Annotated in this window: 15 protein-coding genes; 12 read left to right on the forward strand and 3 right to left on the reverse strand. The window is 39.2% G+C overall.

The genetic code is table 11. The features are described 5' to 3' along the window. Nucleotides 1–26: 26 nt before the first annotated feature. From dapF to RI845_RS01905, 4 genes are all read left to right on the forward strand, one after another. Nucleotides 27–857 carry a diaminopimelate epimerase gene (gene dapF / locus RI845_RS01890; RefSeq protein WP_348388071.1) on the forward strand — a complete coding sequence of 277 codons (831 nt, stop codon included), beginning with the start codon at nt 27–29 and terminating at the stop codon, nt 855–857. Next, entirely contained in the window at nt 854–1,582 is a 729-nt protein-coding gene (locus tag RI845_RS01895; RefSeq protein WP_348388072.1) for a DUF484 family protein, read from the forward strand. Before dapF ends, RI845_RS01895 begins: the two co-directional genes overlap by 4 nt. A 1-nt stretch (nt 1,583) precedes the next feature. Beyond that, nucleotides 1,584–2,297, forward strand: coding sequence for an HAD-IA family hydrolase (locus RI845_RS01900; protein WP_348388073.1), 714 nt, complete (start codon nt 1,584–1,586; stop codon nt 2,295–2,297). Between the two features lie 119 nt (nt 2,298–2,416). Then, nucleotides 2,417–3,931: a S10 family peptidase gene (locus RI845_RS01905; protein WP_348388074.1), complete on the forward strand. Its 1,515-nt coding sequence runs from the start codon at nt 2,417–2,419 to the stop codon at nt 3,929–3,931. A 91-nt stretch (nt 3,932–4,022) separates the two neighbouring features. Here RI845_RS01905 and RI845_RS01910 read toward each other — a convergent pair whose 3' ends face one another. Further along, nucleotides 4,023–4,469, reverse strand: a complete 447-nt coding sequence (locus tag RI845_RS01910) for a CBS domain-containing protein (RefSeq protein WP_348388075.1) — start codon at nt 4,467–4,469, stop codon at nt 4,023–4,025. Nucleotides 4,470–4,751: 282 nt separating this feature from the next. On the opposite strand from RI845_RS01910, the gene uvrD reads away from it, so the two are divergent. The 5 genes from uvrD to RI845_RS01935 all read left to right on the forward strand — a co-directional run bounded on the left by uvrD (nt 4,752) and on the right by RI845_RS01935 (nt 19,860). Next, on the forward strand, nt 4,752–6,923 hold the full coding sequence (gene uvrD / locus RI845_RS01915) for a DNA helicase II (protein ID WP_348388076.1): 2,172 nt from the start codon (nt 4,752–4,754) through the stop codon (nt 6,921–6,923). Between the two features lie 152 nt (nt 6,924–7,075). Beyond that, nucleotides 7,076–9,211: a DUF5050 domain-containing protein gene (locus RI845_RS01920; RefSeq protein ID WP_348388077.1), complete on the forward strand. Its 2,136-nt coding sequence runs from the start codon at nt 7,076–7,078 to the stop codon at nt 9,209–9,211. A gap of 357 nt (nt 9,212–9,568) precedes the next feature. Then, a complete protein-coding gene (locus tag RI845_RS01925; RefSeq protein ID WP_348388078.1) occupies nt 9,569–13,684 on the forward strand; it encodes a S8 family serine peptidase in 4,116 nt (1,371 codons plus the stop codon). Between the two features lie 104 nt (nt 13,685–13,788). Beyond that, nucleotides 13,789–17,673: a S8 family serine peptidase gene (locus RI845_RS01930; RefSeq protein ID WP_348388079.1), complete on the forward strand. Its 3,885-nt coding sequence runs from the start codon at nt 13,789–13,791 to the stop codon at nt 17,671–17,673. Between the two features lie 84 nt (nt 17,674–17,757). Next, nucleotides 17,758–19,860, forward strand: a complete 2,103-nt coding sequence (locus RI845_RS01935) for an aryl-sulfate sulfotransferase (RefSeq protein ID WP_348388080.1) — start codon at nt 17,758–17,760, stop codon at nt 19,858–19,860. Between the two features lie 72 nt (nt 19,861–19,932). Here the strand turns inward: RI845_RS01935 and RI845_RS01940 are convergent, their stop codons facing one another. After that, nucleotides 19,933–22,569 carry a TonB-dependent receptor plug domain-containing protein gene (locus RI845_RS01940; protein ID WP_348388081.1) on the reverse strand — a complete coding sequence of 879 codons (2,637 nt, stop codon included), beginning with the start codon at nt 22,567–22,569 and terminating at the stop codon, nt 19,933–19,935. Between the two features lie 318 nt (nt 22,570–22,887). Between RI845_RS01940 and RI845_RS01945 the strand changes: the two genes are divergently transcribed. From RI845_RS01945 to RI845_RS01955, 3 genes are all read left to right on the forward strand, one after another. Next, nucleotides 22,888–23,349, forward strand: a complete 462-nt coding sequence (locus RI845_RS01945; protein WP_348388082.1) for a hypothetical protein — start codon at nt 22,888–22,890, stop codon at nt 23,347–23,349. A gap of 238 nt (nt 23,350–23,587) precedes the next feature. After that, complete coding sequence (locus tag RI845_RS01950; protein WP_348388083.1) at nt 23,588–24,676, forward strand: YjgN family protein; 1,089 nt, start codon at nt 23,588–23,590, stop codon at nt 24,674–24,676. Further along, on the forward strand, nt 24,676–25,710 hold the full coding sequence (locus tag RI845_RS01955; RefSeq protein ID WP_348388084.1) for a M48 family metallopeptidase: 1,035 nt from the start codon (nt 24,676–24,678) through the stop codon (nt 25,708–25,710). Before RI845_RS01950 ends, RI845_RS01955 begins: the two co-directional genes overlap by 1 nt. A gap of 69 nt (nt 25,711–25,779) precedes the next feature. Here RI845_RS01955 and rarD read toward each other — a convergent pair whose 3' ends face one another. Further along, nucleotides 25,780–26,673 (reverse strand): EamA family transporter RarD, encoded by an 894-nt coding sequence (gene rarD, locus RI845_RS01960; protein WP_348388085.1) that lies wholly within the window; start codon nt 26,671–26,673, stop codon nt 25,780–25,782. Nucleotides 26,674–26,743: the final 70 nt, after the last annotated feature.

The following is a 26,743-nucleotide window of genomic DNA, read 5'->3' on the forward strand; positions in this document are numbered from 1 at the left end:
GTAGTTAAAGCTGAGTTGGTATAACAATGTTAATGAATTTTTCCAAAATGCATGGTCTGGGTAACGACTTCCTAATGTTGGATAACGTTACACAAAACATTTACTTGTCGAATGAGCAAATTCGCAAGTTGGCCGATCGCAATTTTGGTGTCGGTTTTGATCAATTACTTGTAGTTGAGCCTCCATATGACCCAGAGCTAGACTTTCACTATCGCATTTATAATGCCGATGGCAGTGAGGTAAGCCAATGTGGTAATGGCGCTCGTTGTTTTGCTCGTTTTGTTAAAATGAAAGGCTTAACGAATAAAAACAAAATTAAAGTTACCACTACCTCTGGCAAAATGACTCTTCACATAGAACGTGATGGGCAAGTAACCGTTACTATGCCAGTGCCTGACTTTGAGCCCAAAAAAATCCCATTTACAGCACAAAAAGTAGAAGGCACTTATATATTACGTGCAGAAGAAGAAACGGTGCTTTGTGGTGCTGTGTCTATGGGCAACCCGCATTGTGTCTTAACGGTAGATTCAGTTGCTGATGCGCCAGTAGAATCTTTAGGTAAAGCACTTGCTGAACATGAACGATTTTCTGAGGGCGCCAATGTTAGCTTTATGGAAGTTGTGTCTCCTAAGTATGTAAAACTTAGGGTTTATGAACGCGGCGCAGCTGAAACATTAGCGTGCGGCAGTGGTGCATGCGGTGCCGTTGCTGTTGGTATTACCCAAAACAAACTAGCAAATAACGTAACGGTAGAATTACCGGGCGGAAAACTTAAAATATATTGGAAAGGCCCTGGGCATCCTGTAAAAATGACCGGCCCAGCCGAACACGTATTCGATGGACAACTTTATCTATGAGTGACAACAAAGTAGCAAATAATAATAACATGCAGGATCCGATGACAGCTGCCAGTGAAATGGATGTGCTAAATGACGAGCTTGTGACTACTTACTTACAAGACAACCCGGATTTCTTCGGTAGAAATCCACAGCTACTTGCTTCATTGCGATTTAATGACAGCAAACGTGGTGTGGTGTCTTTAGTTGAAAGGCAGCAACAAATACAGCGTCAAAAAATTCATTTACTTGAAGAAGAAATTACCCAGTTATTAACTGTCGCTAATTACAACGAGCAATTATTCACTGTTTATAATGATCTGTATCTAAGCCTGATTGAAAGTTCAGATTTATCGCATTTTCTAGATTGTTTAACACAAACCACTACGCAACTTTTAAACCTTGCATCTTTTAAGCTTTATTTAACCAATAAAGATTTTGAAATCGGCCATGACTCGATTGTTAAAAGTGATTGCAGCTCTGTTATCAATAAGCGCTTTACCAACCAAGACTATTACTTTGGTCGCTTGCAACAAGAAGAGAAAGAACTCATTTTTAGCGAGCAAGAGGTGGGCTCAGTTGTTTTAGTACAATTAACCGAGGGAGAGCAGTGCCTAGGTTTTATTGCCATTAGCTCAAATGACGCAGAACACTTCAATCCATCTATGGATACATTATTATTAAACCAATTTCGCACACTTGTTGCTAAACTATTAGTACAACAGTTACGCAAAATAGGACTTTAATGTGCGTTTTTATCGAAGGTTGTCATCGTTTAAAGCTATAAGCTTTGATTTAGATGACACCTTATATGATAACCATCCGGTTATTTCTAAAGCCGAAGAAGAACTACAACAACACCTTAGAAATGTTGCACCAGTATGCGCAACATTAAGCCCAGACTTTTGGTGGCAACATCGAAATGTTTGTTTAACCAATCAGCCGGAACTTTGCCACGACGTAACAGCCTTGCGTCTTGCCTGTATGCAATCAGGCTTTGAGGAATTAGGTTTTTCAAGCCATGAGGCCAAGCAAAAATCAACACAAGCATTTGAATACTTTTTGGCACACCGTAACAACTTACAAGTTCCAGAGTCGGTTAAAAATTTGCTTGCAAAACTACAAGATAAATTCCCTTTAGTTGCTATTTCAAATGGTAACGTCAGCATTGAAGATATTGGTATAAGTCATTATTTCAGTGATACCTTTTTTGCCGGCAATGGCAATCTACAAAAACCTGAAAGCGACATGTTTGTGCAAGCTTGCAATAAGCTTAATATTGAAACTAAAGAGCTTTTACATATTGGTGACTGCACCCACGCCGATATTTATGGTGCCCTGCAAGCTGGCTGCCAAACTATTTGGATAAACAACAATGAATTTGGCATTAAAAAGAAACCATTAAAGGTGTTGCCTAATGCAGAATTTGATCACGTTGAACAGCTAAGTATTTTTCTTTAATAATTTCTGCCATTTAGCGCTAATATCAGCTCCTTTGTCGCAATCATGTTGTATTTGCTTATTAACAACATTCTAATAAACTTAGTAGACTTCGTATTATTAACTATCACGAGAATCCAATGAAAAACATAACAATAATAGCGTCAATGCTTTATTTTATTTCCAGTCTTGCTTTGGCAAATGACACAGACAATAGCCGTAATCTGGAAATAGACCATAAAGTGGTCACAAAACATGAAACAGAAGTAAACGGTGAAGATTTTTCTTACACTGCAACCGCTGGTACTCAACCGGTATGGAATGAAAACGGCGAAGCAATAGCTGCGTTACATTACACCTATTACCAGCGTGACGATGTAAAAAATAGAGCATCTCGACCATTACTTATTTCATTTAATGGTGGTCCTGGTTCTGCTTCTGTATGGATGCATGTTGCGTACACTGGACCACGTGTTTTAAACGTTGATTCTGAAGGTTACCCACTGCAACCTTATGGCGTTAAAACTAATCCATATTCTGTTTTAGATACTGCCGATATCGTATTTGTTAACCCTGTAAATACTGGCTATTCTCGTATTTTGAAAAATAAAGAAGGTAAACTGCCTTCAAAAGAAGAGCAAAAGAAACTGTTCTTTGGTGTAAATGCTGATGTGAAATACTTAGCAGAATGGCTAAACACGTTTGTTACTCGTAACAATCGCTGGCGCTCACCTAAATATTTAATCGGTGAAAGCTACGGTACTACACGAGTTTCAGGTTTAGCGCTTGAATTGCAAAGCCGCCAATGGATGTATTTAAACGGCGTAGTGTTAGTATCTCCTACAGATATTGGTATTGAGCGTAATGGACCGGTAAAAGCAGCGAACCGTTTGCCTTATTTTGCCGCAGCAGCTTGGTATCACAAAGCGCTAGGATCTGATTTACAAAGTAAAGATTTAGCAGAAGTATTACCAGAAGTAGAAACATTTACTATCAATGAGTATTTACCGGCGTTAGCAATGGGTGGTTTTATTGCTCCTGAGCACAAACAAAAAATCGCTGAGCAGGTGGCTAAGTATTCAGGTTTAAGTGTTGATGAAGTGTTGAAATCTAATTTAGATATTTCAGCTCGCTATTTTTGGAAAGAATTATTACGTGAGCGTGGTCAAACAATTGGTCGCTTGGACTCTCGTTATTTAGGTATTGATAAACAAGATGTAGGTGACAGTCCAGATTATAGTGCTGAACTTACCTCTTGGTTGCATTCATTTACCCCAGCGATTAATTATTACATGAGTGAAGAGTTAAATTACAAAACCGACATTAAGTACAACATGTTTGGTAATGTTCACCCATGGGATAGAACGAATAATAATACCGGTGAAAATTTACGTTTAGCTATGGCGCAAAACCCATACTTAAACGTTATGGTACAGGCCGGTTATTTTGATGGCGCAACTAACTATTTTGATGCCAAGTATACTATGTGGCAATTGGACCCAAGCAGTAAAATGAAACAGCGTTTAAGCTTTCAAGGTTACCGAAGTGGTCACATGATGTATTTACGTGCTGAAGACTTAATGAAATCAAACAACGATTTACGTGATTTTATCAAGGCAAGCATGCCGGCTAAAGACCAAGCGGCAAAATATTAGAAAAACAGAAAATACAAAGGGGTCAGTGATATTTACCAGTTTAACGGTTAAATATCACTGACCCCTTTCTTTCATCTTTCTGTGCCGCTGACTATGAATAATGATCTTCTTCCGGCTCGCTCATTACTTCCAGTAAATTAATCGCGACATTAACAAAATCACTATCGGTTACTAAACCTTTTAGCATGTTATCTTCTACGACAGGTAGGCAGCCAATCTTATGCTTTTGCAAATATAAAGCGGCTTGATGCACTGATGCTTGCGGCGGAATGGTGACTAGGTTGTTATGATAAAAATCGGCAATTTTGATGTTTTGTTCACGCTCAAGTCGTAAATCTTTTTTTATGCCATATAAGCTGGATTCTTCTGCAGCTAATACATCTCTTTGACTGATTAAGCCAATAAGTTCGTTTTTGTCGTTAACAATTGGAATGTGGCGAATTCGCTTTTCCATCATCATTAAGCGAGCATCAGATAAACTGTGTTGTGGCGTTAACGTTAACACTTCTGTTGTCATTATTTTAGTAATACTAGTCATTGTAATTTTCGCTTTTAATGTCTTTCGCTTACTTTTAAGTATGCGTTAATTTTAGAAAAATACCCGATATTTGTTGTCGATAAAGTTGCGGTAAATCAAAAATACTGTAGATATCTTATTGCGTTATAAATGTCGTTAAAATTAACCGGGTCAGATGTTCAATAATAGAATTTAAATATTTATAGGCGTTAATATTTAATATTAATTCACTGTTGTTACATACAGTGATAGACTTGGCGTATAAATCTCAATTTTTCTCTAGTTACGTGAATAAAAACAATTATGGATGTTTCTGAATTACTCGATTCTTTAAATGATAAACAGCGTGATGCTGTTGCCGCTCCTTCTAAAAATATGTTGGTTTTGGCTGGCGCTGGCTCAGGTAAAACACGAGTGTTGGTACATCGCATTGCCTGGCTTGTACAAGTAGAGCAAATATCTCCGCACAGTATATTGTCGGTAACTTTCACCAATAAAGCGGCAGCAGAAATGCGTGGCCGGGTTGAACAATCTATAGGCGGTAATATACACGGCATGTGGGTTGGCACCTTCCATGGCTTAGCTCACCGCTTGTTGCGTATGCATTTTCAAGAAGCAAAATTGCCACAGACATTCCAAGTACTCGATTCTGATGATCAATTACGAATGATTAAACGTGTCGTTCGTTCACTGCAACTTGATGAGAAAAAATGGCCTGCCAAGCAAGCAATGTACTATATCAATGGTAAAAAAGATGAAGGCCTAAGACCGCAGCACATAGATTGTCAGTTTGACCCGACCGAACAAACGTTCGTTAAAATTTATCAAACTTATCAAGATACTTGTGATCGAGCAGGCTTGGTCGATTTTGCCGAGTTATTATTGCGGGCGCATGAGCTTTGGTTAAATAATCCTATTTTATTAGAGCATTATCAGCAACGTTTTACCCGTATCTTAGTGGACGAGTTTCAAGATACCAATGCTATCCAATACGCTTGGCTAAATATGCTTGGTAAAAAGCATGGCAATGTGATGATTGTTGGTGATGATGATCAGTCTATTTATGGTTGGCGTGGCGCAAAAATTGAAAACATTCAACGTTTTGTAAAAGACTTCGATGCCGAAACAATTCGTTTAGAACAAAACTACCGTTCTACAGCGAATATCCTTAATGCTGCCAATGCTTTGATTACCAATAATAATAATCGCTTAGGCAAGGATTTATGGACAGAAGATGATGCTGGCGAAACTATTTCATTGTATACCGCATTTAATGAAATTGACGAAGCAAGGTTCATTTCAGGACGTATAAAACAGTGGCTTGAAGACGGCAATTCGTTAGATGATGTTGCGTTATTATATCGCTCAAATGCGCAATCACGTTTGCTGGAAGAAGCATTATTGCAAGCTCGCTTACCATATCGTATTTATGGTGGGTTGCGCTTCTTCGAACGTCAGGAAATTAAAGATGCATTAGCGTATTTACGCCTGATTAATAACCGCAATGACGATGCGTCATTTGAACGAATTATTAATACGCCAACACGTGGCATAGGTAATAAAGCGTTAACCCTCATTAGAGATTGTGCTCGTAGCCAAGGTTCTACATTGTGGGATGCGTGTTTGCATATGATTGAAGAAAATGAATTAGCCGGACGTAGCGCTAAATCAATAAAGGCATTTGTCGATTTAATTGTACAACTTGAAGATGATTCAACTAATTTAAACCTTGATCAACAAGCCAACCACGTCATTCAGCACAGTGGTTTAAAAGCCATGTACCAAGCTGAAAAGGGTGAACGCGCAGCAGCAAGAATTGAAAACTTAAATGAATTAGTCACCGCATGTTCTACCTATGAAGTAGACCCGGAAGTTGAAGAAGAACTAACGCCGTTAACGGCATTTTTAACTCATGCTTCACTTGAAGCAGGCGAATCGCAAGCTGACGAGTACGAGTCTGCGGTACAGCTTATGACGTTGCACTCTGCAAAAGGTCTAGAATTTCCATTAGTGTTTATTGTCGGGATGGAAGAGGGCATGTTCCCTTCTCAGCAATCTGCTGAAGATATTGTTCGTTTAGAAGAAGAGCGTCGCCTTTGTTACGTTGGCATGACCAGAGCAATGAAAAAACTGTATTTAACCCATGCTGAATCGCGCAGGTTATATGGCCAAGAAAAGTATCATCGTCAAAGTCGTTTCTTAAAAGAAATCCCAGACAAGTTCATTGACGAAATACGAATGAAAAACCAAGTCGCTAAGCCTAAAACGACTGGTCGTTTTAGTAATACCATTACCATGGAAACCTTTGAGAATACTGGCTTTAAATTAGGTCAGCGAGTAATGCATCAAAAGTTTGGTGAAGGTGTGGTACTTAACTTTGAGGGCACTGGCGCACAATCCCGTGTGCAGGTTAACTTTAGCGAACATGGTAGTAAATGGCTGGTGGTTGCTTATGCAAGACTTGAGGCCGTATAGATCAATAACAATGCTGTAAATCTTTAAATGCATTTAGAAAATGTAATGATTCAGAAAACATTTGATCTTTTGAGTATCAGTCATATATCATCGCTCTTTAACCCTCTTTAAGTCGTATTCGCTTAATCGCAATAAGGTAAAATCAGCAACTTATGATTCATAATCAATATATGATTGGGCCTTGCCTGCTTGATTGTCAAACCATGAGTTTGTCATATCAAGAAGAGACAATTAAGCTGTCAGTAAAAGTGTTTGAACTACTTAAATTGTTTCTCATAAGTAGTGAAAATATCGTCAGCAGACAAGCTGCTATCGAATCTATTTGGCTCGGGAATGAAGGGGTTGGTAAACGTGGTTATACCAATGCCGTTTGGACCTTAAGAAAGACATTTAAAGAACTTGGCTTGGAAGAGGATGATTTATTCATTACCTTGCCGAAAGTAGGTTACCAACTTAGCTTAAATGTTGAAGCCATCAAGTTAAATGAAAGCGTAGACGAAAACGCAGATACTGCTCTAAAAGCTCAATTGAAAAGCAATAGCGCAATGAGTAAATTTAGGCTTGTAAGTGCTTTTGCATTAATTGTTGTACTCATTGCTGTTTTCTTTATGTTGAAAAATATGAATGATCACCAGCACGCTGATTCAAACAACACAGAAATAAGTAAACCTGTTGTCCTCACCCAAAATAAAGTTACTAATTTTGAAGGAATTGAAGAACATCCTGCCGTTGCCAATAATGGCCAATACGTCGCGTTTCAATGGCTTCGTGAAAATTCCAAAGGCAAAATATATATTCAAGACTTGAAAAACAGCTCTACCCCATTGCGATTAATTACTATGGTGGATAAAGAAGAAGCGTCACCTGTTTGGTCATTCAACGACGAGTCATTAGCCTATATAAGAATTACCGAAAAAGGTAACTGTCAGGTTCGAGTGCGTCAGATAGTGACAAATAGTGACTCATTAGTTGATGACGATTGTTTTTATCAACCATTTAAGCGTGTACTTACTTGGTCAAATGCAAATGATAAAGCATTAACCTATACCAAGAGAATCAATGATGGCGTAGCATTATTTCGCTATGATTTTGAGTCAAAAGTTTCCACTCAAATAACCTATCCTTTAGCAGGAGACGTTGATTTTGCACCTCATTGGTCCGCTGATAATAAAACCTTGGCATTTATTCGAGAGCAGGGCACACAAGTAAATAATATTCTCCTGCAAGCAGAAGATAAAACGATACAAACTATTCTCAAAAACAAAGTAGGTATTGTCGATCTTGATTGGGATTTGGTACGAAATGAAATTTATACTAATTTGGCTGAAGATGGACGTTATGCAATTAAGAAGATCTCATTACCAAATCTTGAAGAAACTCTAATAACAGATCATGGATTGCCGAGTAATATTTCGTTTAATAATCGTAGCGGAAAATTATTTTTTACCAATCATATATCAAAAGAATACATTGCTCAGTTATCACTGGATACTGGAAGAATAATACGTAAGATTTCTTCTTCTTCAAGAGATCTTTATGGTCGATTTGTGGCAGAAACTGGTGACATTATTTTCCTTTCCAACCGAGCTGACAATTGGGCTCTTTGGTTGAATAATAAACAAAGCAGTATTAACTTAACGAAGGAGCTTGGCAATGCAACCGTACCAGCCGTTTCTCCTGATGGCAGAAAGTTTGCGGTAAATATTCGCTCATTTGATGATAATGAGAGAAGTTTGTACATTGGCTCGATAGAAACGCGAGATCTGCATAAAATTGATACTAACGGTATATATGCTGATAACTTAAGTTGGTCACGAGACGGTGAATCGATTTATTTCTATGGCAGTAATAAAACCAACTCAGGTATCTACAAACTCCATTTAGCGAGCAAAAAGATAGACCAAATCACCAATAAAGGTGAGCACTATGCGATCGAATCTAATGACGGCAAACTTTATGTTAGTCGCTCAAATAAAGATGGTATCTGGTCGTTTGATCTTAAAACTGCTGAATTTAACCTTGTTACTGAAGAATTAGCTGCTTACGATTACGCCGCGTTCTTTTTGCAAAATGGAGATATTTATTATTTAAATCGTGATGCTGATGCCGACCTACTTAAACGTATCAACAGTAAAGGCGACACTGAAATTTTGATTTCTTATCCGAAAAATAGCATCAGAAAATTCTTCGGCATATCCTCTGCGACAGAAAATAGTTTTCTCGCCACATTGAAAATTACTAATGAAGCTGACATCAACTCTGTAACAGTCGTTAACACCAATCAATAATAAGATTTTAACTCAGTCAAACCCACTTAACTGATCTACCTAAACAGTGTTAGATATTTATTAACACTGTTAACGGCTTTTTAAATTTCTTCTAATATCTATTTAATAAACGTTTAAAATTTATCATTTCGTTAAATCTGCAATTTTTTAAAATGCTCGTAACCTATTGTCTTAACATTAATTAGACCTTTTTTTGACATTTTGTAGTGCTAATTTTGAGGTTATTTTGTCTTAAATTTGAGTTTTATCATATTGCCCTTAAATGCCGCCTTCTTTACAACAAATATAGTGCTATTCACATTAAAGAAAAGTGTGACTCTCACTAAATAATTATAAAAATGAAGGGAAGAATAATTAATGAGATTTAATAAAACGGCTATTACGCTCGGCATTAGTGCGGCGATATTAGCGAACACATCCATGGCTGAAAATGCTGTTGAAAGCAAAGCTGCTTATTCAGCAGCGCCTGAAACAACCACTCAAATAGTGATTCGCCTTAAAGATAGCGCTGCGCTTGAACGTGGTTTTGAGGTGAGAAGCGATTACAGTAAAGAAGCGAATCAAATTAGTGAACAGCAACAACAGGTCTTTCAACAAATCCTAGCGATTGCTCCAAATGCTCAGTTGCTGGGACAAGCTCGTTTGTTGTCGAACTTTATTACTGTTCAGTTGGATGGTGATACTGATGTTATCAATAAAATTACTGAATTAAATGCGGTTCAGTCAGTTGTTAGTCAGCCACTTGAGTCTCGTTCAGTATTATCGAATAAAAGAACTTCAGTTCAAGCTCAAACTAATGCAGAAGAAAGCAGTGAAGAAGTTGCATTAATGGCACCTTATAATAATTCTGACACTGCCGGTTCAGGAGCAACAGTTGCCATTATCTCCACTGGTATTGATTACACCTTGCCAATTTTTGGTGGTAGCGGCGTATATGGTGACGATGGCGACCCTGAGACACCACCAGCTGCAGGAAGCTACATGGAAGCACTTGAAAATGGTGCCGTAGGTCCAACAATTCCAGCGGTCGAAGATGACCCTGCAACACCTGATATTGATGAAAGTGCAGATGCCATTCCAGGCTTTGACGGTTTCCCTACTGACGTAGTCGTTGGTGGTTGGGATTTCCAAGCAGAAAACTATGGTAATGATGCCAACCCAATTGATCAGAATCACCAATACGAACATTGGAACGGTGCTACTTACCCAACAGGTATGGGTACTGAGTTAGCGAGTATCGTACATCAGCTGGCACCAGGTGCTGGGTTATATGCTTATAAAGTATTTGATGTGAGTGAAAGCTACGGCAGTATACGCGCACGATGGGCTAGTAGAACTCAAATTTTACAAGCGATGGAGCATGCACTGGATCCAAATCAGGATGGCGATACAAGTGATCATGTTGATGTTGTTCTATTAGACTCAATGGGCGCTGCTGCATTTTATAATAAATATGAACAATCAGGCTCTGGGTTTATTTTAGACCAAGAAATGATCCAAAGAGCTTCGGCATTGGGTATGACAGTTGTTACTAATGCCGGTATTGGCGGACATTTAAATTCAAATGGCGAAGCAACAGCAATGAATCATCGTGGCTGGATTTCGTGGGAAGGTTCTGCTCCAGCTGCTGTAACTGTGGGTTCTGCGGTTATTGCCGATGATGGTGAAACTATTGTGCCAGCTACATGGTCACCAATGGGACCTGTACGTGGTAGCAGAGATTTAAAACCTGAGGTAATGAGTTTTGCTCAAGACATTCCTGTAGCAAAAATCAGTAGTGGCGACGATATGGCGCCAACAAAGGGCAAGCGTAGTGATGCAACTGTTGCCGCAGCTCGAATTGCCGCAGCTATCGCAGTTATTAAATCAGCTCACCCTGGCCTAGGCCCGGTTGAACTTAAAGCGCTATTATCAAATACAGCTAACCATAATATTAAAGAAGTTGATGTTGAAACTGGCGAAATTCTTGAACAAGCGGAGCTTCTTCATATTGGTCATGGTGTTGAAAACATAGAAGCCGCAACAAGTTCTCCTGTCGCTGTATGGGACAATGAAAGCAATCAACCGTATGTACAGTTTGGTTTTCATGAAGTTGCAGATAAGAAAGTTATCAACAAATCGATTATGGTTCGTAACTTCTCGGATTCTGTGCAAACTTATACATTAGGTTTCAACGCCAATGGTGATAAAGAAGCACAATCTGCGATCAGCCTAAATTATCCTGAGAGTGTATCTGTTCCAGCAAATCACTCCGTGCTAATTAATGTTGAAATGACAATTGATGGCACTATGTTGCCAGCATGGTCAATGGTTTCGTCTGAAGATTACACCAGCGAAAATTACTTACAAAGCGAATTAAATGGTTACTTCCAATTAACGTCTGAAGGTCAACCTGAGCTAAATGTTGGTTGGATGGTGCAAGCTCGTCCAAGTAGTACCATAAATAAAAATGTTGTGGTTCAAGAGTTTCCTTTATCATTAGGCTGGAATGCAGATTTAGGCCGTAGTGAATGGCTTAACATCGGTTGGGCGGAGCAGTTTTATCCTACCACTTTTGATGAGAGTCCTCAGTATTTTGCTTTAGCGTCATCGTTTATCAACGAATCAAATACTGCAACAACCTATGAAGCGTACCCGGTGATTGTAAAAGCCGATAATCCGCCAAAAGATAAGGCTAAAACCTTCGGTCATAAAATCAAAGCTGTTGCTGGTGGTTTATATGACGAGCCTATGTGTGAAATTTCAGGTAAAAAACTGAGTATCGCAGTTAATTTATGGGAGCCGGCTCATGATGCTATGGCGAACTGGACCGATAAAATTGGAACCCCACTGTTTTTCTACGATATGTTTTCACAAGACGTGTTGAAAGAAACAGGTGCGGATGAAAGTTTTGCCGGCATTAGCCAATATGACGTAGCAGGTGGTGAGGCAGTTTTACTTGGCCAACCCTATGTAGACATTGATGAAAATGGTCAACCAGCGACCTTTTATATCGATTACAACATGGAGTACGTTTACCTAGGGCCTTCTCGTATCAAGAAGTCAAAACTACCGGTACGTATCACTCCAAATGGGACTAATGTTGTTTCAGAAGTATGTCTTGAAGAATTATCACATCATGACATTAGTGATGCTGTAGATGACCCTTCAATTCCGTTAATGGTGCCTGAACTAGATGAAAATGGTAACCCAATAGCTGAAATGGCAGATTGTAGTGCGGCTGGCCTTACATTAGAAGAAATGATTGAGTTCGGTTACTGGCCTGCTTACTCTAGCTATTGTACGACTAGTACTGGTACTTTTGATGCCGAAGGTTATGCTACCGATGAGAACGGCGAACGCCTGTACAACATGGTAGAAAATACCGAACGTGGCGTGCCTGGACAAAATGAGTTGCTAAACTATTTTGACCAAAACTTTGGTTTCCATATAGAAACTGACCGCGATGCACAATCAGAAAAATTTGCTCCTATTGCTCAGTTTAATCCAACTAAACACGGTTTCTACTCTGATCCAGAAGAAGTATGTACTAATGGTTGGTTTGGTATGGTTTGTGAAGTGGTAAATATAGACCGCACGGTACAAGTTGGCTTTGCTAAAGTTAATGATGACAATCCAATTGAAACCGCTGAGTTTAGCCATATCATTACTCTTGAACCTAATGAAGAAGCCGCTATTGTTGCATTAAGAGCCGGGACTTTCGGTGCTGAAGGCGCAGACTTTATGGTTATCAGTACCGATGATAACTACGCAATTACCGCTCCTTCTGACTATGTTGACGAAGATGGAACTCCTATGGCTTCTGTACGAACAGAGCAAGTATTCAGCGTAATGGAAAATGCCGAAGTAGGCACCGTTGTCGGTAAAATTAAACTGGATAAAGCAGGATTCTTTGGTATGACTTCTAGCACATATTCAGAGTTTATTTTAAGCATTGTGAATGCATTGCCTGGCTCTCCATTTACTATTAATCAAGAAACATTAGAGCTGGTTGTTGCCAACCCTGAAGCATTAGATTATGAAAATAATGCAAAGTTTGAGGTGATGGTACAAGCCAGTCAGGACCTTCGAAATGCCTCACAAGCAGCAATGATTACTGTTTGGATTGATAATGCTAATGACATCGCTCCTGAAGTTACAGCAACTGTCACTTCTGTGACTTCTGTTATCACTAACTCTAGTGATGCTGAAGTAGTGATTGATATTGCCGCTATGTTTACTGATGTCGAAGGCGACAGTTTGACGTTTACCGTAACAGGCTTACCTATGGGCTTGACCTATGCAAACGGCCTAATCTCCGGAACTACCGATGTTGAAGGTGTGCATGTTCTTACCGTTACCGCTTCTGACGGTATCAATGAAACAAGCACAAACCTTGAACTTGTCATTGAAGACGAAACCACATCAAGTGGTAGCTTTGGTGGATTCTTATTAGCATTTGCTGGTTTGTCATTCCTGCGTCGTCGCAAATAACTTTTAAACACTAAGGTAAGCCCATTGGGCTTACCTTGTTTATTAGACTCCTTAAGGTAAGTGTTTTAGCCCTTGCCTTATTCAATAGAAAAAGTTGCTTAACTATGAAACCTTTTAAAACCTTACTTACACTACTTAGTGGAAGTATCTTTGCCTTTTCAGCAAATGCTGCATCCTTAAACGATGGTCAGCAAATTCACCAACCAATCGTTGGCAAAGAAAAGATAAAATATTCCCGTTCACATAAAGCCCGTCAAGACTCGCTTTATTATATCCAATTACATGAACAACCATTAGCTGCCTACGATGGCAATATTAAAGGATTAACTGCGACCAGCATTACCGCTTCAAAGGGCAGCAATACTGATCAGTCTGGTATATTGAATGTCAAATCAACCAGTAGTAAAAACTACTTATCTTATTTGAGCCAGAAGCAAAACCAAATAATTTCTCTGGCAAACAAAACGCTAAAGCGTACCATCAAGGTTCGTCACAACTATAAAGTAATCGTAAATGCACTCGCGGCAGAAATTACTGCTGAAGAAGCTAAAGTTTTGGCCAAGCAACCAACTGTTAAGTCTGTAGAAAAAGTTGGTATGCATTACATTCAAACCGATAGTGGCCCTGAGTTTATCAAGGCGAAAAATATCTGGGATGGCGTGAGTGACTATGCCGGCACTAAAGGTGAAGGCGTTGTCGTTGGTATTATCGATACTGGTATTAATGCCTATCATCCATCATTTGCCGATATTGGTGGTGATGGTTACGATCATACCAACCCACTTGGAACTGGTAACTATTTGCCGGGTGATTGTACTCTGTTCCCGCAATTTTGTAATGACAAGCTGATTGGTATTGTTAGTTATCCTGAAATAAGAGATAACCGACCTGAAGTGGTCAATGAAAATTATGAAGAGCTTGATGACAAATTAAAAGTTGGTTACGACTTTAATGCTCATGGTAGCCATGTATCATCGACGGTTGCCGGAAATATTTTAAACGATGTTCCTTATTATTTATCTGTAGTGGATGATATTGGCAGTATCGTACAAGAAAGTGAATTTCAATTTCCTCAAGTTAGCGGTGTTGCCCCGCATGCCAATATTGTGTCTTACCAAGTATGTAACGATGAAGGTTGTTATTCAGAATTAACATTGCTTGCAGTAGAGCATGCGATTGAAAATGGCGTTAACGTATTAAATTACTCTGTAGGTGGAGGGTATCGCGACCCTTGGACTTCAATTGATACTCTTGCCTTTTTGAATGCACGTGAAGCGGGTATCCATGTAGCAACGTCTGCAGGTAACAGTGGCCCAGATGCTCAAACTATAGGTGCACCAGGAAACGCACCTTGGATCACAACCGTAGCCGCTTATACTCATGATCGTGCCTTTAGTGAAAAAGCCCTAACAGCTTTTAGTGGTGGTGAAACCACTCCAGCAGATATCAGTGGTCTGGGCGCGACAAAAGCGTATACCGGCACTGTAGTGTTGGCGAAAGATTTTGGCGATGCAATGTGTTTGGAGCCATTTGAAGAAGACACGTTCAATGGTGAAATTGTAGTTTGTCAGCGTGGTGAAATTGCCAGAGTTCGCAAAGGTTTAAATGTTCAACTGGGTGGTGCAGGCGGTCTTATTTTAGCCAATATAGAAGGTGAAACAGCAGGCATTAACGCCGATAATCATGTACTTCCGGCTATTCATATTAACGCGGCTAACGGTAAAGTATTAACTGACTGGATGGCCACAGGCAGTGACCATCAACTAACCATTACTGGCTCTGAGCTTATTAGTGATGAATCTTTAGGCGACATAGCGGCTTATTTCTCTTCTCGTGGTCCTAATCTACCTTATGCGAATATTTTTGCACCAGATGTGGCCGGTCCGGGTGTTGATATTTATGCTGCCAATTCAGAAGATCATCCATTTACTGAAGACGTGACTGAAGTGCCTTTTACTACGATGAGCGGTACATCGATGTCTAGCCCACATGTTGCAGGTGCCATGGCATTAATTTATGCAGTACATCCAGACTGGACACCTGCGCAAGTGCAATCTGCGTTAATGACAACTGCACAACATAATACCCGAAAAGATGATGATTTTGATGGTGAAACAGAGCGTTCAAATTTCTTCGATCAAGGTGCGGGTAGTATTCGTGTCGATGCTGCGGTAACTGCCGGCTTGCTATTAGATATTTCTAAAGCTGAATACATAGAAGCAAACCCGCAAACAGGTGGTGATCCAACTTCGCTTAATTCATCTTCTATGGTTGGAGAAAAATGTATTTCAGTTTGTACATGGAGCAGAACTGTAACTGCAACAGCAGATGCTACATGGACAGCAACATATGAATACATCAACCCTGGTGTTGACCTAACTATTAGTCCGGCAAGTTTCACATTGGCTGCTGGCGAAAGCCAGGAAATCACCATAACGGCTGCTGCTAACATTGAGTTGGTTGATGAATGGACTCACAGTTTCGTTAAATTAACACCGAGCAATCGCGAAATTAGTGCAAGCCGCTTACAAGTTTTGGCTAATTTCGTTGCCGGTACTACTGATGAATTGGTCGAAGCTAAAATTAATAATGTGCATAACATTGTTACTATCAGTGATGTACAAACGACGGGGTCAAATGATTTGCAAGTGCGTGGTTTTGGTTTATTTAAAACTCGACAATACACTGGTCAAGCGGCTGGTGCAGGCGAAGATAAAGAAATATTTAGAAATTTAGATACCATTTTTGCCAAGCAAATCGTCATACCGGCGTATACCAAACGTATTGTTGTAGACATCATTTCTTCTACATCTCCAGATATGGACTTATTTGTTGGCCTTGATGAAGATAACGATGGTGTACCTAATTTTTACGAATTGTACTATTCAACACTTTGTTTAAGCGGCAACGTAGACTCTGTGGAACATTGTTATATTGAAAACCCACCAGCGGGAACCTATTGGGTATTTGCTCATAACTTTGAAGGTACAGCCGTTGGCACGATGGATGATGTCACTATTGAAATTGGGGTGGTGAATTATACTGAAGAGCCTTCATTTACGATCGAAGCGCCCGTCACTGTAGCCCAAGATGAGTTGTTTGATATTAATTTAATCATACAAAATGCGGTGGTGAATAATGCGCTTGATGATATTCAACCCGGCGAGAAATACTATGGTTTAGTGCAAATTGGTACAACACTTGAGCTTAAACGTAATGTTGGGGAAACATTAATAAGTTTAACCGCAATCGAAAATGAAGCGGTGCTGTCAGCAGCGCTGGAGCAAGCTGTTGCTGGCGCTGAATTAGATTATGCCATTGAACTACCTGCTAACAGTACTTCATCTGATAAAAGTTATGAGGTGAGTGTAACTTTACCAGAAGGTTTCACCTTGGTGTCTTCAACGTCTGATGCGGTGGTAACAGGTAATTTAATCGAATTTACTGTTATTCAACCGGCAAATGGCGAGATAAGTACAATTGATTTTGTTATTGCGACCACACAAATTAATGCTGCAGGTGACTACCTGTTAACTGCACAATATTCTGTCAATGGCGTTGGTAGTGTCGTATTAAATAGCGCACCAATAACTATCGAAATGCCAGTACAAGCGTTAATCAATGATAACGAAGCCCTTTCGTTATCAATAAACGAAGGTACAGCAGCCGTTACATTATCAGCCTTAAACAGTGTAAAAAGTGTGGAAACTGATGTGCTGACCTACACCTGGGTGCAAACATCAGGTACTGCTTTAGCATTGAGTGCACTAGATTCTGCAGAAGTTAGTTTTGCCACACCAACTGACTTAATTGCTTCTGGTAGCTACAGCTATGAAGTGACTGTTAGTAATGGTCGCTCTTCAGATACAGCAACAGTAACAATCAATATTGCAAACGTTGAACCAGAAAAGAAATCTTCTGGTGGAGGCTCAACCGGTATTTTATTCATATTGATTGGCGTATTCGCCACAGTGCTAAGACGCAGGTAATAGCGTTAACACTGAGTATGAAGTTTTCGGAAGGGGTATTCACCCCTTCCTTTTTTTAAATCAATTATCTAAGGCATGAAGTATATGCTCTCAAAAATCCCACGTTTTATAATCACAGCAACGGTATGTTTGATAATAGTTGCTTGTGGAGGCGATGATAAAGCGTTAAACGCTTCGCCAACTCTAGCGATACATGCCCCGGTAGAATCAAACGAGCTTGAAGTTGTAGAGTTATCTGCTGTTGCAGCTGATGATGATGGCGTTATTTCATCATATTTATGGCAGCAAATAGCAGGCACGCCTGTTGTGCTAAACGGCGTTAATCATTTAACCGTTAGTTTTACGGCACCTGAAATAGCTCAGGATGAAATATTAGAATTTTCCCTTACGGTACAAGATAACGACGGAGCTGAAGCTAGAGAAACTGTTAGCTTATCGGTGCTAAATGTGAATAAACTACCATCAATCACTATTGATGCTGTTCAACAAGTTAACGAGTTGAGTGTGTTGAATTTAGCTGCAACAGCGAGTGATGAAGATGGCGAAATTGTCAGTTACAACTGGCAGCAAGTATCAGGAACAGCAGCAAACTTAGTGAGCAATACTGAAGCTGAATTAATGATTTTATTGCCCAATATTGAACTTGATGAGCTATTAACTTTTACCTTAACGGTTACTGATGATGCTGCTGGCCAAACAACAGAAGAAATTTCCATCTTGGTCAAAGCTTTGACTTTGGCACAGAGCAGCTCTCTTGTGGCAGAACATGTTATAGAAAACGATCCTAGTTCTTCCATATTTATTTCAGCATTCGATATCCAACTGGATGATTCTGTACTCGAAAGCGTGTCATTTTCGATTCTGGCGAAAAAACAAGCCGTTGCCTCAGAAATTAAGGCAACATACGAGATTGAACGGCTAAGTAAAATTGATGGAGGCGTGCAACTACCAATATTTGGCATGTATCGTGGCTATAACAATACTATTGAATTAGCTTTTAAGTTTATCGATGGCTCTACAAAACTTTTAACTAAACAAGTTGAAACTGAAACACTGATTGAACCTGAAGATAGCCCGTTCAACCAGTATAAAATATCATCACCATCTCTTTATCAATCGTCACCAAGTTATGATTATTTATTAATGAAAACGGCTAGGCATGGACCAGTCATTATGGATGTTGATGGTAATGTCCGATGGCAAGCATATATGCCTGATAATGAATTTTACAACGGTTATTCATCTATATTCGATAATGGTGCATTTAGAATAGCGTTAAAAAACAAACTCTATACATTAGAGCTGGACGGTACATTTTCCAGCGTTGAGATTAATCATGATGAGTTTACTGACATTGCAGCCCACCACGAATTAAGTAAGGGAAAAACAGGTTACTTTGTTGAAGTAGACGCCAATAAATCAGGAACTACTGAGCAAATTATTGAATCAATTTTACTTGAAGTAGATGAAAGCGGCGATGTCATTAATACATGGGACTTTGCTGATATATTGTCAGATTACATGATTGAAAATGGCGATGACCCTGCAAATTTTGTTCGAAACGGAGTTGATTGGTTTCATATGAACTCGGCTATTTACAGTGAAAGTGATGATTCAATTATCGTTTCAAGCCGTGAAAATTTTGTCATCAAAATTGATTATAAAACCGCAAAAATCAAGTGGCTGCTAGGGGATGAAAGTAAACACTGGTATGTAAATTATCCATCGTTACGAACGTTGTCGTTATTATCAAATGATACCAAGCCAATTGGGCAACATGCGCTGTCTTTAGTTGCGGGTGAGTTATTGCTATTTAATGATGGTCAGTTCAGTTTTAACCAACCTGAAGAACAACCTGAAGGTCTTGCACTCACTTCAAGCCCTTCGGCTAAATATGTTATTGATGAGAATACATTGACTGCTTCTGTTTCATGGGAGTATGACCCAGCTATATACAGTGATGTATGTTCAAGTATCTATCAAGATGAAAGTTCAGTTACAGGGGATTATTTAGTAAATTTTGCTGCGGTAAACCGCCTTAATTCAGAGCCCATTGCAACGATCATTCAAGGAGTAAATGAAGATAAAGAGCTAATGTTTGAATTTCAATTTGAAACTAAAGCACCTTGTGCCGCGGCATGGAATAGTAGCATTGTTTATGGGTTAACAGACTTACAGGTGAACTAGTGAACTCCTACCAAATACGACATATAAAAAACTCCACAACGTCACCATTGTGGAGTTTTAGCTAAGTTTTAGTTAGAACTTGTAACTAGCTCTTAAGTAAGCGAATTGTCCTTGGCCGCTATGCACATTTACGGCAAAGCCCATAAAGTCATGGTAGGCAAAAGGAGGCTCTTCATTAAATAGGTTTGTTGCACCTAAAGTAAATACTGTGTTTTCGAAACCATAGTAATTTACTGCTGCATCGACCGTTACAAATGAATCTAAAGATGAAATACCAGGTGCTTGCACAGAAGCATCTTGTTCAAATTCATCAATATAGTTTATTGCAGCGTTTGCACCGATGTTACCGTTGCCGCTTATCCAATCTACCCCTGCAGTCCAACGAAATTCTGGTTGTTCAAAATCACCAGCTTCCGTATCAATACGTTGACCACCGTTACCATCAGGACGTTTATCTTCATACTCAAGTACATAGTTAAGTACATAAGATAATTTGAATTGACCCATGCCGGTGTCTAAATTCCAACGTAAATCGAAATCTAAGCCAGATGTATCTAAATCACCTATATTTTGGAATGAATCAAATATTTGTACGACCTCACCAGGATCGCCAGGTAATGTCGATGGTAAGCGTTCTACCACATCAGGATCAGCACCAAAATTACTAAATACAAACTGCGTATCTGAGTCGATAATATCTTCAATCTCGTAACTGTAATAATCGACCGAGAAGCTTAAGTTATCGGTAACATTATATACTACGCCTAGATTGTAACTTGTTGATTCTTCTGGTCCTAAATCAGGGTTACCTTCAAATACCGCGGTATATTCTTGCGGCTCACAGGCTTTATTAATATTACCTACCGCATCACAACGTACGGTATCAACTAAGTTTGGCGATTCATCTGTACGACCTAAACCTAATTGATGTAAAGAAGGTGCTCTAAATGCGGTACCATATGAACCACGTAAACTTAGATTATCCAAAGGTGCCCATAAGAAAGATACTTTCGGATCGGTTGTAGTACCAAAGTCACTATAGTCTTCATGACGAACAGCTAATTGAACTTCTAATGAATCTAATACCGGAATGGCTAACTCAGCAAATATCGCAGTATTGTCTCTACTACCATTCGCTTGAGTTGCTTCAGTACCAAATACATTACCACGTAAGAATTGATCATCAGGGTTATCGCTAATTGACTCTTCACGATATTCCGCACCTACACCAATCATTAAATCGCCCGCTGGCATTTCAAATACCGGCCCAGAAATTTTTGCATCAATGGTTTTATTGGTAGACTTACCTACTCGGGTAGTATTAGTTTCAATATACGCAAGTGCTTCCGCTGAGTTTGATGACGGTTCAAACGGGTTCCACAGTTCGCTATCTATCGCTTCTTGTACGCGTTGTGAGTTTGGATAACCATCTACGCCCATCTCTACAGATTCACTTTTAATGTAACTGTAGGCAGCTTCCCAGTTCCATTCACCAAATTCACCACGTAAGCCAGTAATCACTCGATAGTAATCAGTGTCTACTTCTTTCTTACGATTGCCGATATCAACCATACGGCGTCGCATAGTTAAATCTTGCATGTAAAATGGGTGAGTTGGATCATCAGCCATAGGATGATTGGCGTTATCACCACTCATGAATAACTCATTAAAGCTTGGGCTACCGGCACCACGGATCATGGTTTTGGCGTTTTGTCCGTTAAGCTCGGTAAAGAACTCTAAATTATCATTGATTTCATATTTACCCATGTAGTTATAACTAAAGCGCTCAGTTTGTGGCACCATAGACATGTGCGGCGCATAATCATAGCGACATAAATTATTGGCGGTATCAATATCTTCAGCTGGACAGTGATCATTACCAAAGGTATCTGGTAATCGAACTGTTGGATCTGATGCTAAAGCAATTGTGCCCGGAATACCTGATGAACTTCTAAAGTCAGTGGCAAATTCATCGTTAGGGCGTTGTGCCGCTTGGTTTGCTGATTCAGAATAATCTCGATCTGCGTATAAAATTTCTCCGCGTCGGAAGTAATCTAAAACAAAGGTATGGCTAGTGGTTTCTGTACTGTTACCCCAAACAAGGCTAACATTTTCTTCTTCACCACCACCATCAGCGGTGTCACCAATTTTAGCGCTTATTTCAACGCCTTCAATATCATCACGTAAGATAATATTAATTACACCGGCAATCGCATCAGAGCCATAAGTTGCTGATGCACCATCTTTGAGAATATCAACTCGTTTAATCGCAGCTAACGGAATGTTATTAATATCCACAAACGCTGTATCAATACCTTTAGCAAATGGGCTGACTGATACGCGGCGACCGTTGACTAGAATTAGCGTTGAATCAGCACCTAAACCACGCAATGAAACACTAGAGCCACCATTAGCAGTGTCATCACTACTGTTTGCTTGGGTAGAGAATGTCCCTTGACCGGCAATTGGCAGTTTAGTGAATAAACTGATGAGGTCGGTAACGCCAGACTTGGCAATGTCATCGGCTGACAAGCTGGTTAACGGTGAGGGCCCTTCCATATCTGTTCGTTTGATGTGTGAGCCGGTTACTTCAATGCGTTCAATATCTGTTTCATCTTCAGCACTTATCGCGCTAAATCCTGTTGAAGTAAATAAAGTTGCACTTGTATAGAGTAAAACTGATCGGTTTATTTTTGATAGTTTAAACATTTTCCCTGTTCCTTATAGTGATTATTTTTATACTGAACTACAGCGTCAAAAAATAATTTTTCAACAGCCGACTACAAAATCCAGTTAACAAATTATTAACAGGGTTTTCTGGGAAAAGGAAATTTGCGAGCTCTGATTTGCTGTATTATTTGTAACGAATTTTGTCCAAAGTCGATTTTTAATCGAACTTTCTGAGTAGTTTCTAGGCGAAATTGTAATAAACAACCAAGGCGCAAAAGCAAACAGTACTGGGATTTAGCTCTATTTTTTATTTAACAAAATACGCTAGACTTATTGAATGCTTATACGGGGGCAACAATGTCAGCATTATTTAAGAAACTTAATTTAAAAGATCAACAACAACTATTAATCCTTAATGCGCCGAGAGAGTTCGAACAAGAACTGCAGCAATTAAAAAGTATTGAAGTAGCCGGGCAGCTAGATATGAATAGCAGCTTTGATTTTGTCCTTTGCTTTGTTGAGAACCAGAAAGAATTAGATGCTTGTGGTCCACAAGTAACTGCAAATATCGTCGATGATGCGGTGTTATGGTTTGCTTATCCGAAAAAGTCATCTAAAAAATATAAAAGTGATATCAGTCGTGATCACGGTTGGCAATTATTGGGAAAGTTGGGTTATGAAGGCGTTAGACAAGTAGCGATAGATGACGATTGGTCGGCGCTACGCTTTCGAAAAGTCGAATTTATTAAATCGTTAAAGCGCAACCCTGAATGGCTGCTTTCGGAGCAAAGATTGAAAAAATCGAAAGCAGATAAGTGAAACGCCTTATAGGGCGAATATTCCGTTTATTGTTGTTGGTATAAAGTGGCTTCCTGCTAACAGCCAATCAACATGGCCATCGTGAAACAATTACTCGTAAATTATGAGTACATAAGCAAAACCCAAGAATAGTTACAAAATTTCCAAATCAAAGGTTGATATTTTAACGCATTGTTAACAGAATGTGTGTACTTGGACAAAAGTCCAGTAAATAATAATAATCAAGTTGGGAAACAACATGGAAAATAACATAGAAAACCGCGCTGAAGATTCAGCCAATCATGACGTTAAGTTAATGGCCACACACCCCGTAGAATTTAAATTTAACGGTAAAGCGGGCGAATTTTTTAAGATTTGGATAGTGAATATATTACTGTCGATTCTTACCTTAGGTATTTACTCTGCATGGGCAAAAGTAAGAACAAACCGATACTTTCAAGCGAGTACCGAAGTCGATAATCATAGCTTTTCTTATCTAGCCACACCGTTACAAATTTTAAAAGGTCGAATTATCGCAGTACTACTGTTTGGTAGTTATTATGTTGTGTCGATGATATCTCCTATTGCAGGAATGGCTATTATGGGATGTTTACTGCTCGCTATGCCTTGGCTAATTTGTGCAAGTTTGCGGTTTAAAATGCGCATGACCAGCTATCGAAATGTGCGTTTTGATTTTACTGGTAAATATGGAGAGGCATTTTTAAACTTTTTAGTTTTTCCTATCATTAGTGTGTTTACCCTTTACTTATTATTTCCTTATGCGTTAAAGCGCATGGACCAATTTATCGTGAATCATACTCGTTATGGCGATCGCCAATTTAAAGCGGAGCTTTGTACCACCACTTATTATATGACGAGTATCGTTACTGCAGTTATGGGAATTGCCATCTTTGGTTTATTTGCTCTTGTTATTGGAATGTCTGCTACTGATATGCAGGCTGATGCTGCTGAAGGTATGCAATGGATGACTATAGTAATATTTGCAGTTTATGTTCTGGTGTTTAGCTTTATTCAAGCATTTTATATAACGCAAATTCGCAATCATATATTTGCTTCTACAGAGCTTGAAGATGTTGCGACCTTTAAATCGAATTTTACCTTTACCAGTCTGGCGGTTATTCAGCTAACTAATATGTTGGCGTTGTTGTGTACACTAGGCTTGGCATTTCCATGGGTTAAAATTAGGATGATGAACTATATGGTTGATCGTACTGAAGTTCATATGAACGATAATAAAGAACAGGTACTTGATATTATCAGTGAAAACAACTCTGCAATATCTGAAGAAGTAGCGGAAGTATTTGATGTGGATGTAGCGTTAGTTTAATGACTGATTTAGCTAAGTACTATTTCGCGGGCAATAATAGTGCCCGCGAAGTATATGTTTCGATTGAAAATGGTCGCATTAGCATTGCTTGCCCAAACTCTGAAGATGTTTTACTTAATCAAAACATTAACTCGTGTAAGGTCAGTTCTGCATTGGGCTCAGTCCCTTGTGAAGTAAACTTCCCTGATGGTGATTTGTTAATACTTCCAGCCGATCACCCTATGGTTACTATATTACGTGGCCAACTTCCAAAAAGTAATTACATTTTACATCTGTTCGAGCAAAGTAGGGTATTTTGGTTAATTGCCCTGTTGCTGGTACCGGTTAGTTTTTATTTATTGGTCAATTATATTATTCCTTCTATGGCTGAAGCTGTGGCTAAACAGGTACCGCATTCAATTAAAGTTGACATAGATGATGAAGTGTTAAGTATCTATGATGGGGTGATGTTTGAAGTCAGTGACTTAGAGCTTTCTCAGCAAGAAGAAATAAAAACTCAGTGGCAACATTTGCTTAAAGATTTAAGGTTAGACCATGGCGCTTATTCGTTACAGTTTCGTAAAGGTGAAAGCATTGGTGCTAATGCGTTTGCACTGCCTGGTGGTACGGTGGTTGTTACGGACGAGTTAGTACTCCTATTTAAAGACAAGCCAGAAGCGATTGCTGCAATATTACTGCATGAAATTGGCCATGTTGAGCTTAATCACAGTATGAAAATTCTTGCTGAATCAGTAGGAACCACCTTGTTGATGACTTATTTTTTTGGTGATTTGGAAGGCCTGGTAGAAATATTTTCTGGAACAGCAGTAACATTACTACAAAATACTTATTCAAGAGATTTAGAAAGTGAAGCAGATGATTTTGCCGTTGCTAAATTATCCCTTATAGGGCAGTCGCCACAAGCGTTTGCTGATGCAATGCGGGGATTGACTGGAAAATCAGAAAAGCAGCATGCATTACTAAAGTATTTTAGTTCTCACCCTGATATTAAACAACGTATAAATAAAGCAGAAAAGGCAGCTGAAGGCTTCTAATGAAGCCTTTTTACTTCATAGATGAAGGAATGCAAACCGCCAGGGAAGGAATTAGATTTGTCGCTTTTGTTATTCTTTTGAATGTTTAATTTTACGAATAGAATCCCAGCTGTAAATTGCAATTGCAAACCAGATAAATACAAAAGTAAGCAGCTTTTCAAAAATAAGTTGCTCTTTAAATAAAGCAATTGCCAAGATAAACATTATTGTTGGGCCAAGGTATTGGAAGAACCCTAACGTTGCCAACGATAGTCTTTTTGCGGCCGCGGTAAAGCAAATTAACGGTGCGGTAGTCACTAAGCCGGCAGCAATCAAAGTGATGTTTAGTGAAGTATCATTTACCAGCATATTGCTTGTTGGTGTATCCATAAATAGCAACCAATAAATAATTGCTAACGGCAGCATTAACGCTGACTCGATTAATAACCCTGGTACTGATTCAACCATTAACTTTTTGCGAAATAGACCATAGATACCAAAAGTACCAGCAAGACCAAGAGCAATAACCGGTATGCTGCCAATACTAATTAATTGAATAATCACGCCACACAAGGCGAAAACTACCGCAATTTTCTGCCATTTTCGTAATCGTTCACCTAGAAATAACATACCTAAGGCGACAGAAAACAGCGGGTTAATAAAATACCCTAAGCTCGCCTCTAATATAAAGTAATTGTTGATTGCCCAAATAAATATCAGCCAATTGGCCCCAAGGACTACCGAAGTTAACAGCAACCAGGCGAGCATTTTAGGATTAACCAGTATGCGTTGCACTTTTCGCCAATTTCCCATGGCTAATACAATGATAACAAGAAGGACAAAGGACCAAATTATACGGTGTACTAATATTTCAGGAGCGGATACGTGCTCAAGTAATTTGAAATATAGTGGAGCAAGTCCCCACATAGAATAAGCCGCAAGTGCGTTTAATACACCACTGTTATTTTCATTTACTTGCGTCATAATTTACGAGCCAATTGTTAAGAAGAACTATTCGCGCGGATCCTAACATAATAGCTCCTTAAATAGACAA

Origin of the sequence: Thalassotalea nanhaiensis (assembly GCF_031583575.1) — a bacterium.
GTDB lineage: Bacteria > Pseudomonadota > Gammaproteobacteria > Enterobacterales > Alteromonadaceae > Thalassotalea_A > Thalassotalea_A nanhaiensis.

Coding starts and splice junctions, on each gene's coding strand:
- RI845_RS01930 (WP_348388079.1), top strand. CDS start 13,789: ATGAAACCTTTTAAAACCTTACTTACACTACTTAGTGGAAGTATCTTT.
- dapF (WP_348388071.1), top strand. CDS start 27: ATGTTAATGAATTTTTCCAAAATGCATGGTCTGGGTAACGACTTCCTA.
- RI845_RS01895 (WP_348388072.1), top strand. CDS start 854: ATGAGTGACAACAAAGTAGCAAATAATAATAACATGCAGGATCCGATG.
- RI845_RS01920 (WP_348388077.1), top strand. CDS start 7,076: ATGATTCATAATCAATATATGATTGGGCCTTGCCTGCTTGATTGTCAA.
- rarD (WP_348388085.1), bottom strand. CDS start 26,673: ATGACGCAAGTAAATGAAAATAACAGTGGTGTATTAAACGCACTTGCG.
- RI845_RS01905 (WP_348388074.1), top strand. CDS start 2,417: ATGAAAAACATAACAATAATAGCGTCAATGCTTTATTTTATTTCCAGT.
- RI845_RS01925 (WP_348388078.1), top strand. CDS start 9,569: ATGAGATTTAATAAAACGGCTATTACGCTCGGCATTAGTGCGGCGATA.
- RI845_RS01955 (WP_348388084.1), top strand. CDS start 24,676: ATGACTGATTTAGCTAAGTACTATTTCGCGGGCAATAATAGTGCCCGC.
- RI845_RS01945 (WP_348388082.1), top strand. CDS start 22,888: ATGTCAGCATTATTTAAGAAACTTAATTTAAAAGATCAACAACAACTA.
- RI845_RS01950 (WP_348388083.1), top strand. CDS start 23,588: ATGGAAAATAACATAGAAAACCGCGCTGAAGATTCAGCCAATCATGAC.
- uvrD (WP_348388076.1), top strand. CDS start 4,752: ATGGATGTTTCTGAATTACTCGATTCTTTAAATGATAAACAGCGTGAT.
- RI845_RS01940 (WP_348388081.1), bottom strand. CDS start 22,569: ATGTTTAAACTATCAAAAATAAACCGATCAGTTTTACTCTATACAAGT.
- RI845_RS01935 (WP_348388080.1), top strand. CDS start 17,758: ATGCTCTCAAAAATCCCACGTTTTATAATCACAGCAACGGTATGTTTG.
- RI845_RS01910 (WP_348388075.1), bottom strand. CDS start 4,469: ATGACTAGTATTACTAAAATAATGACAACAGAAGTGTTAACGTTAACG.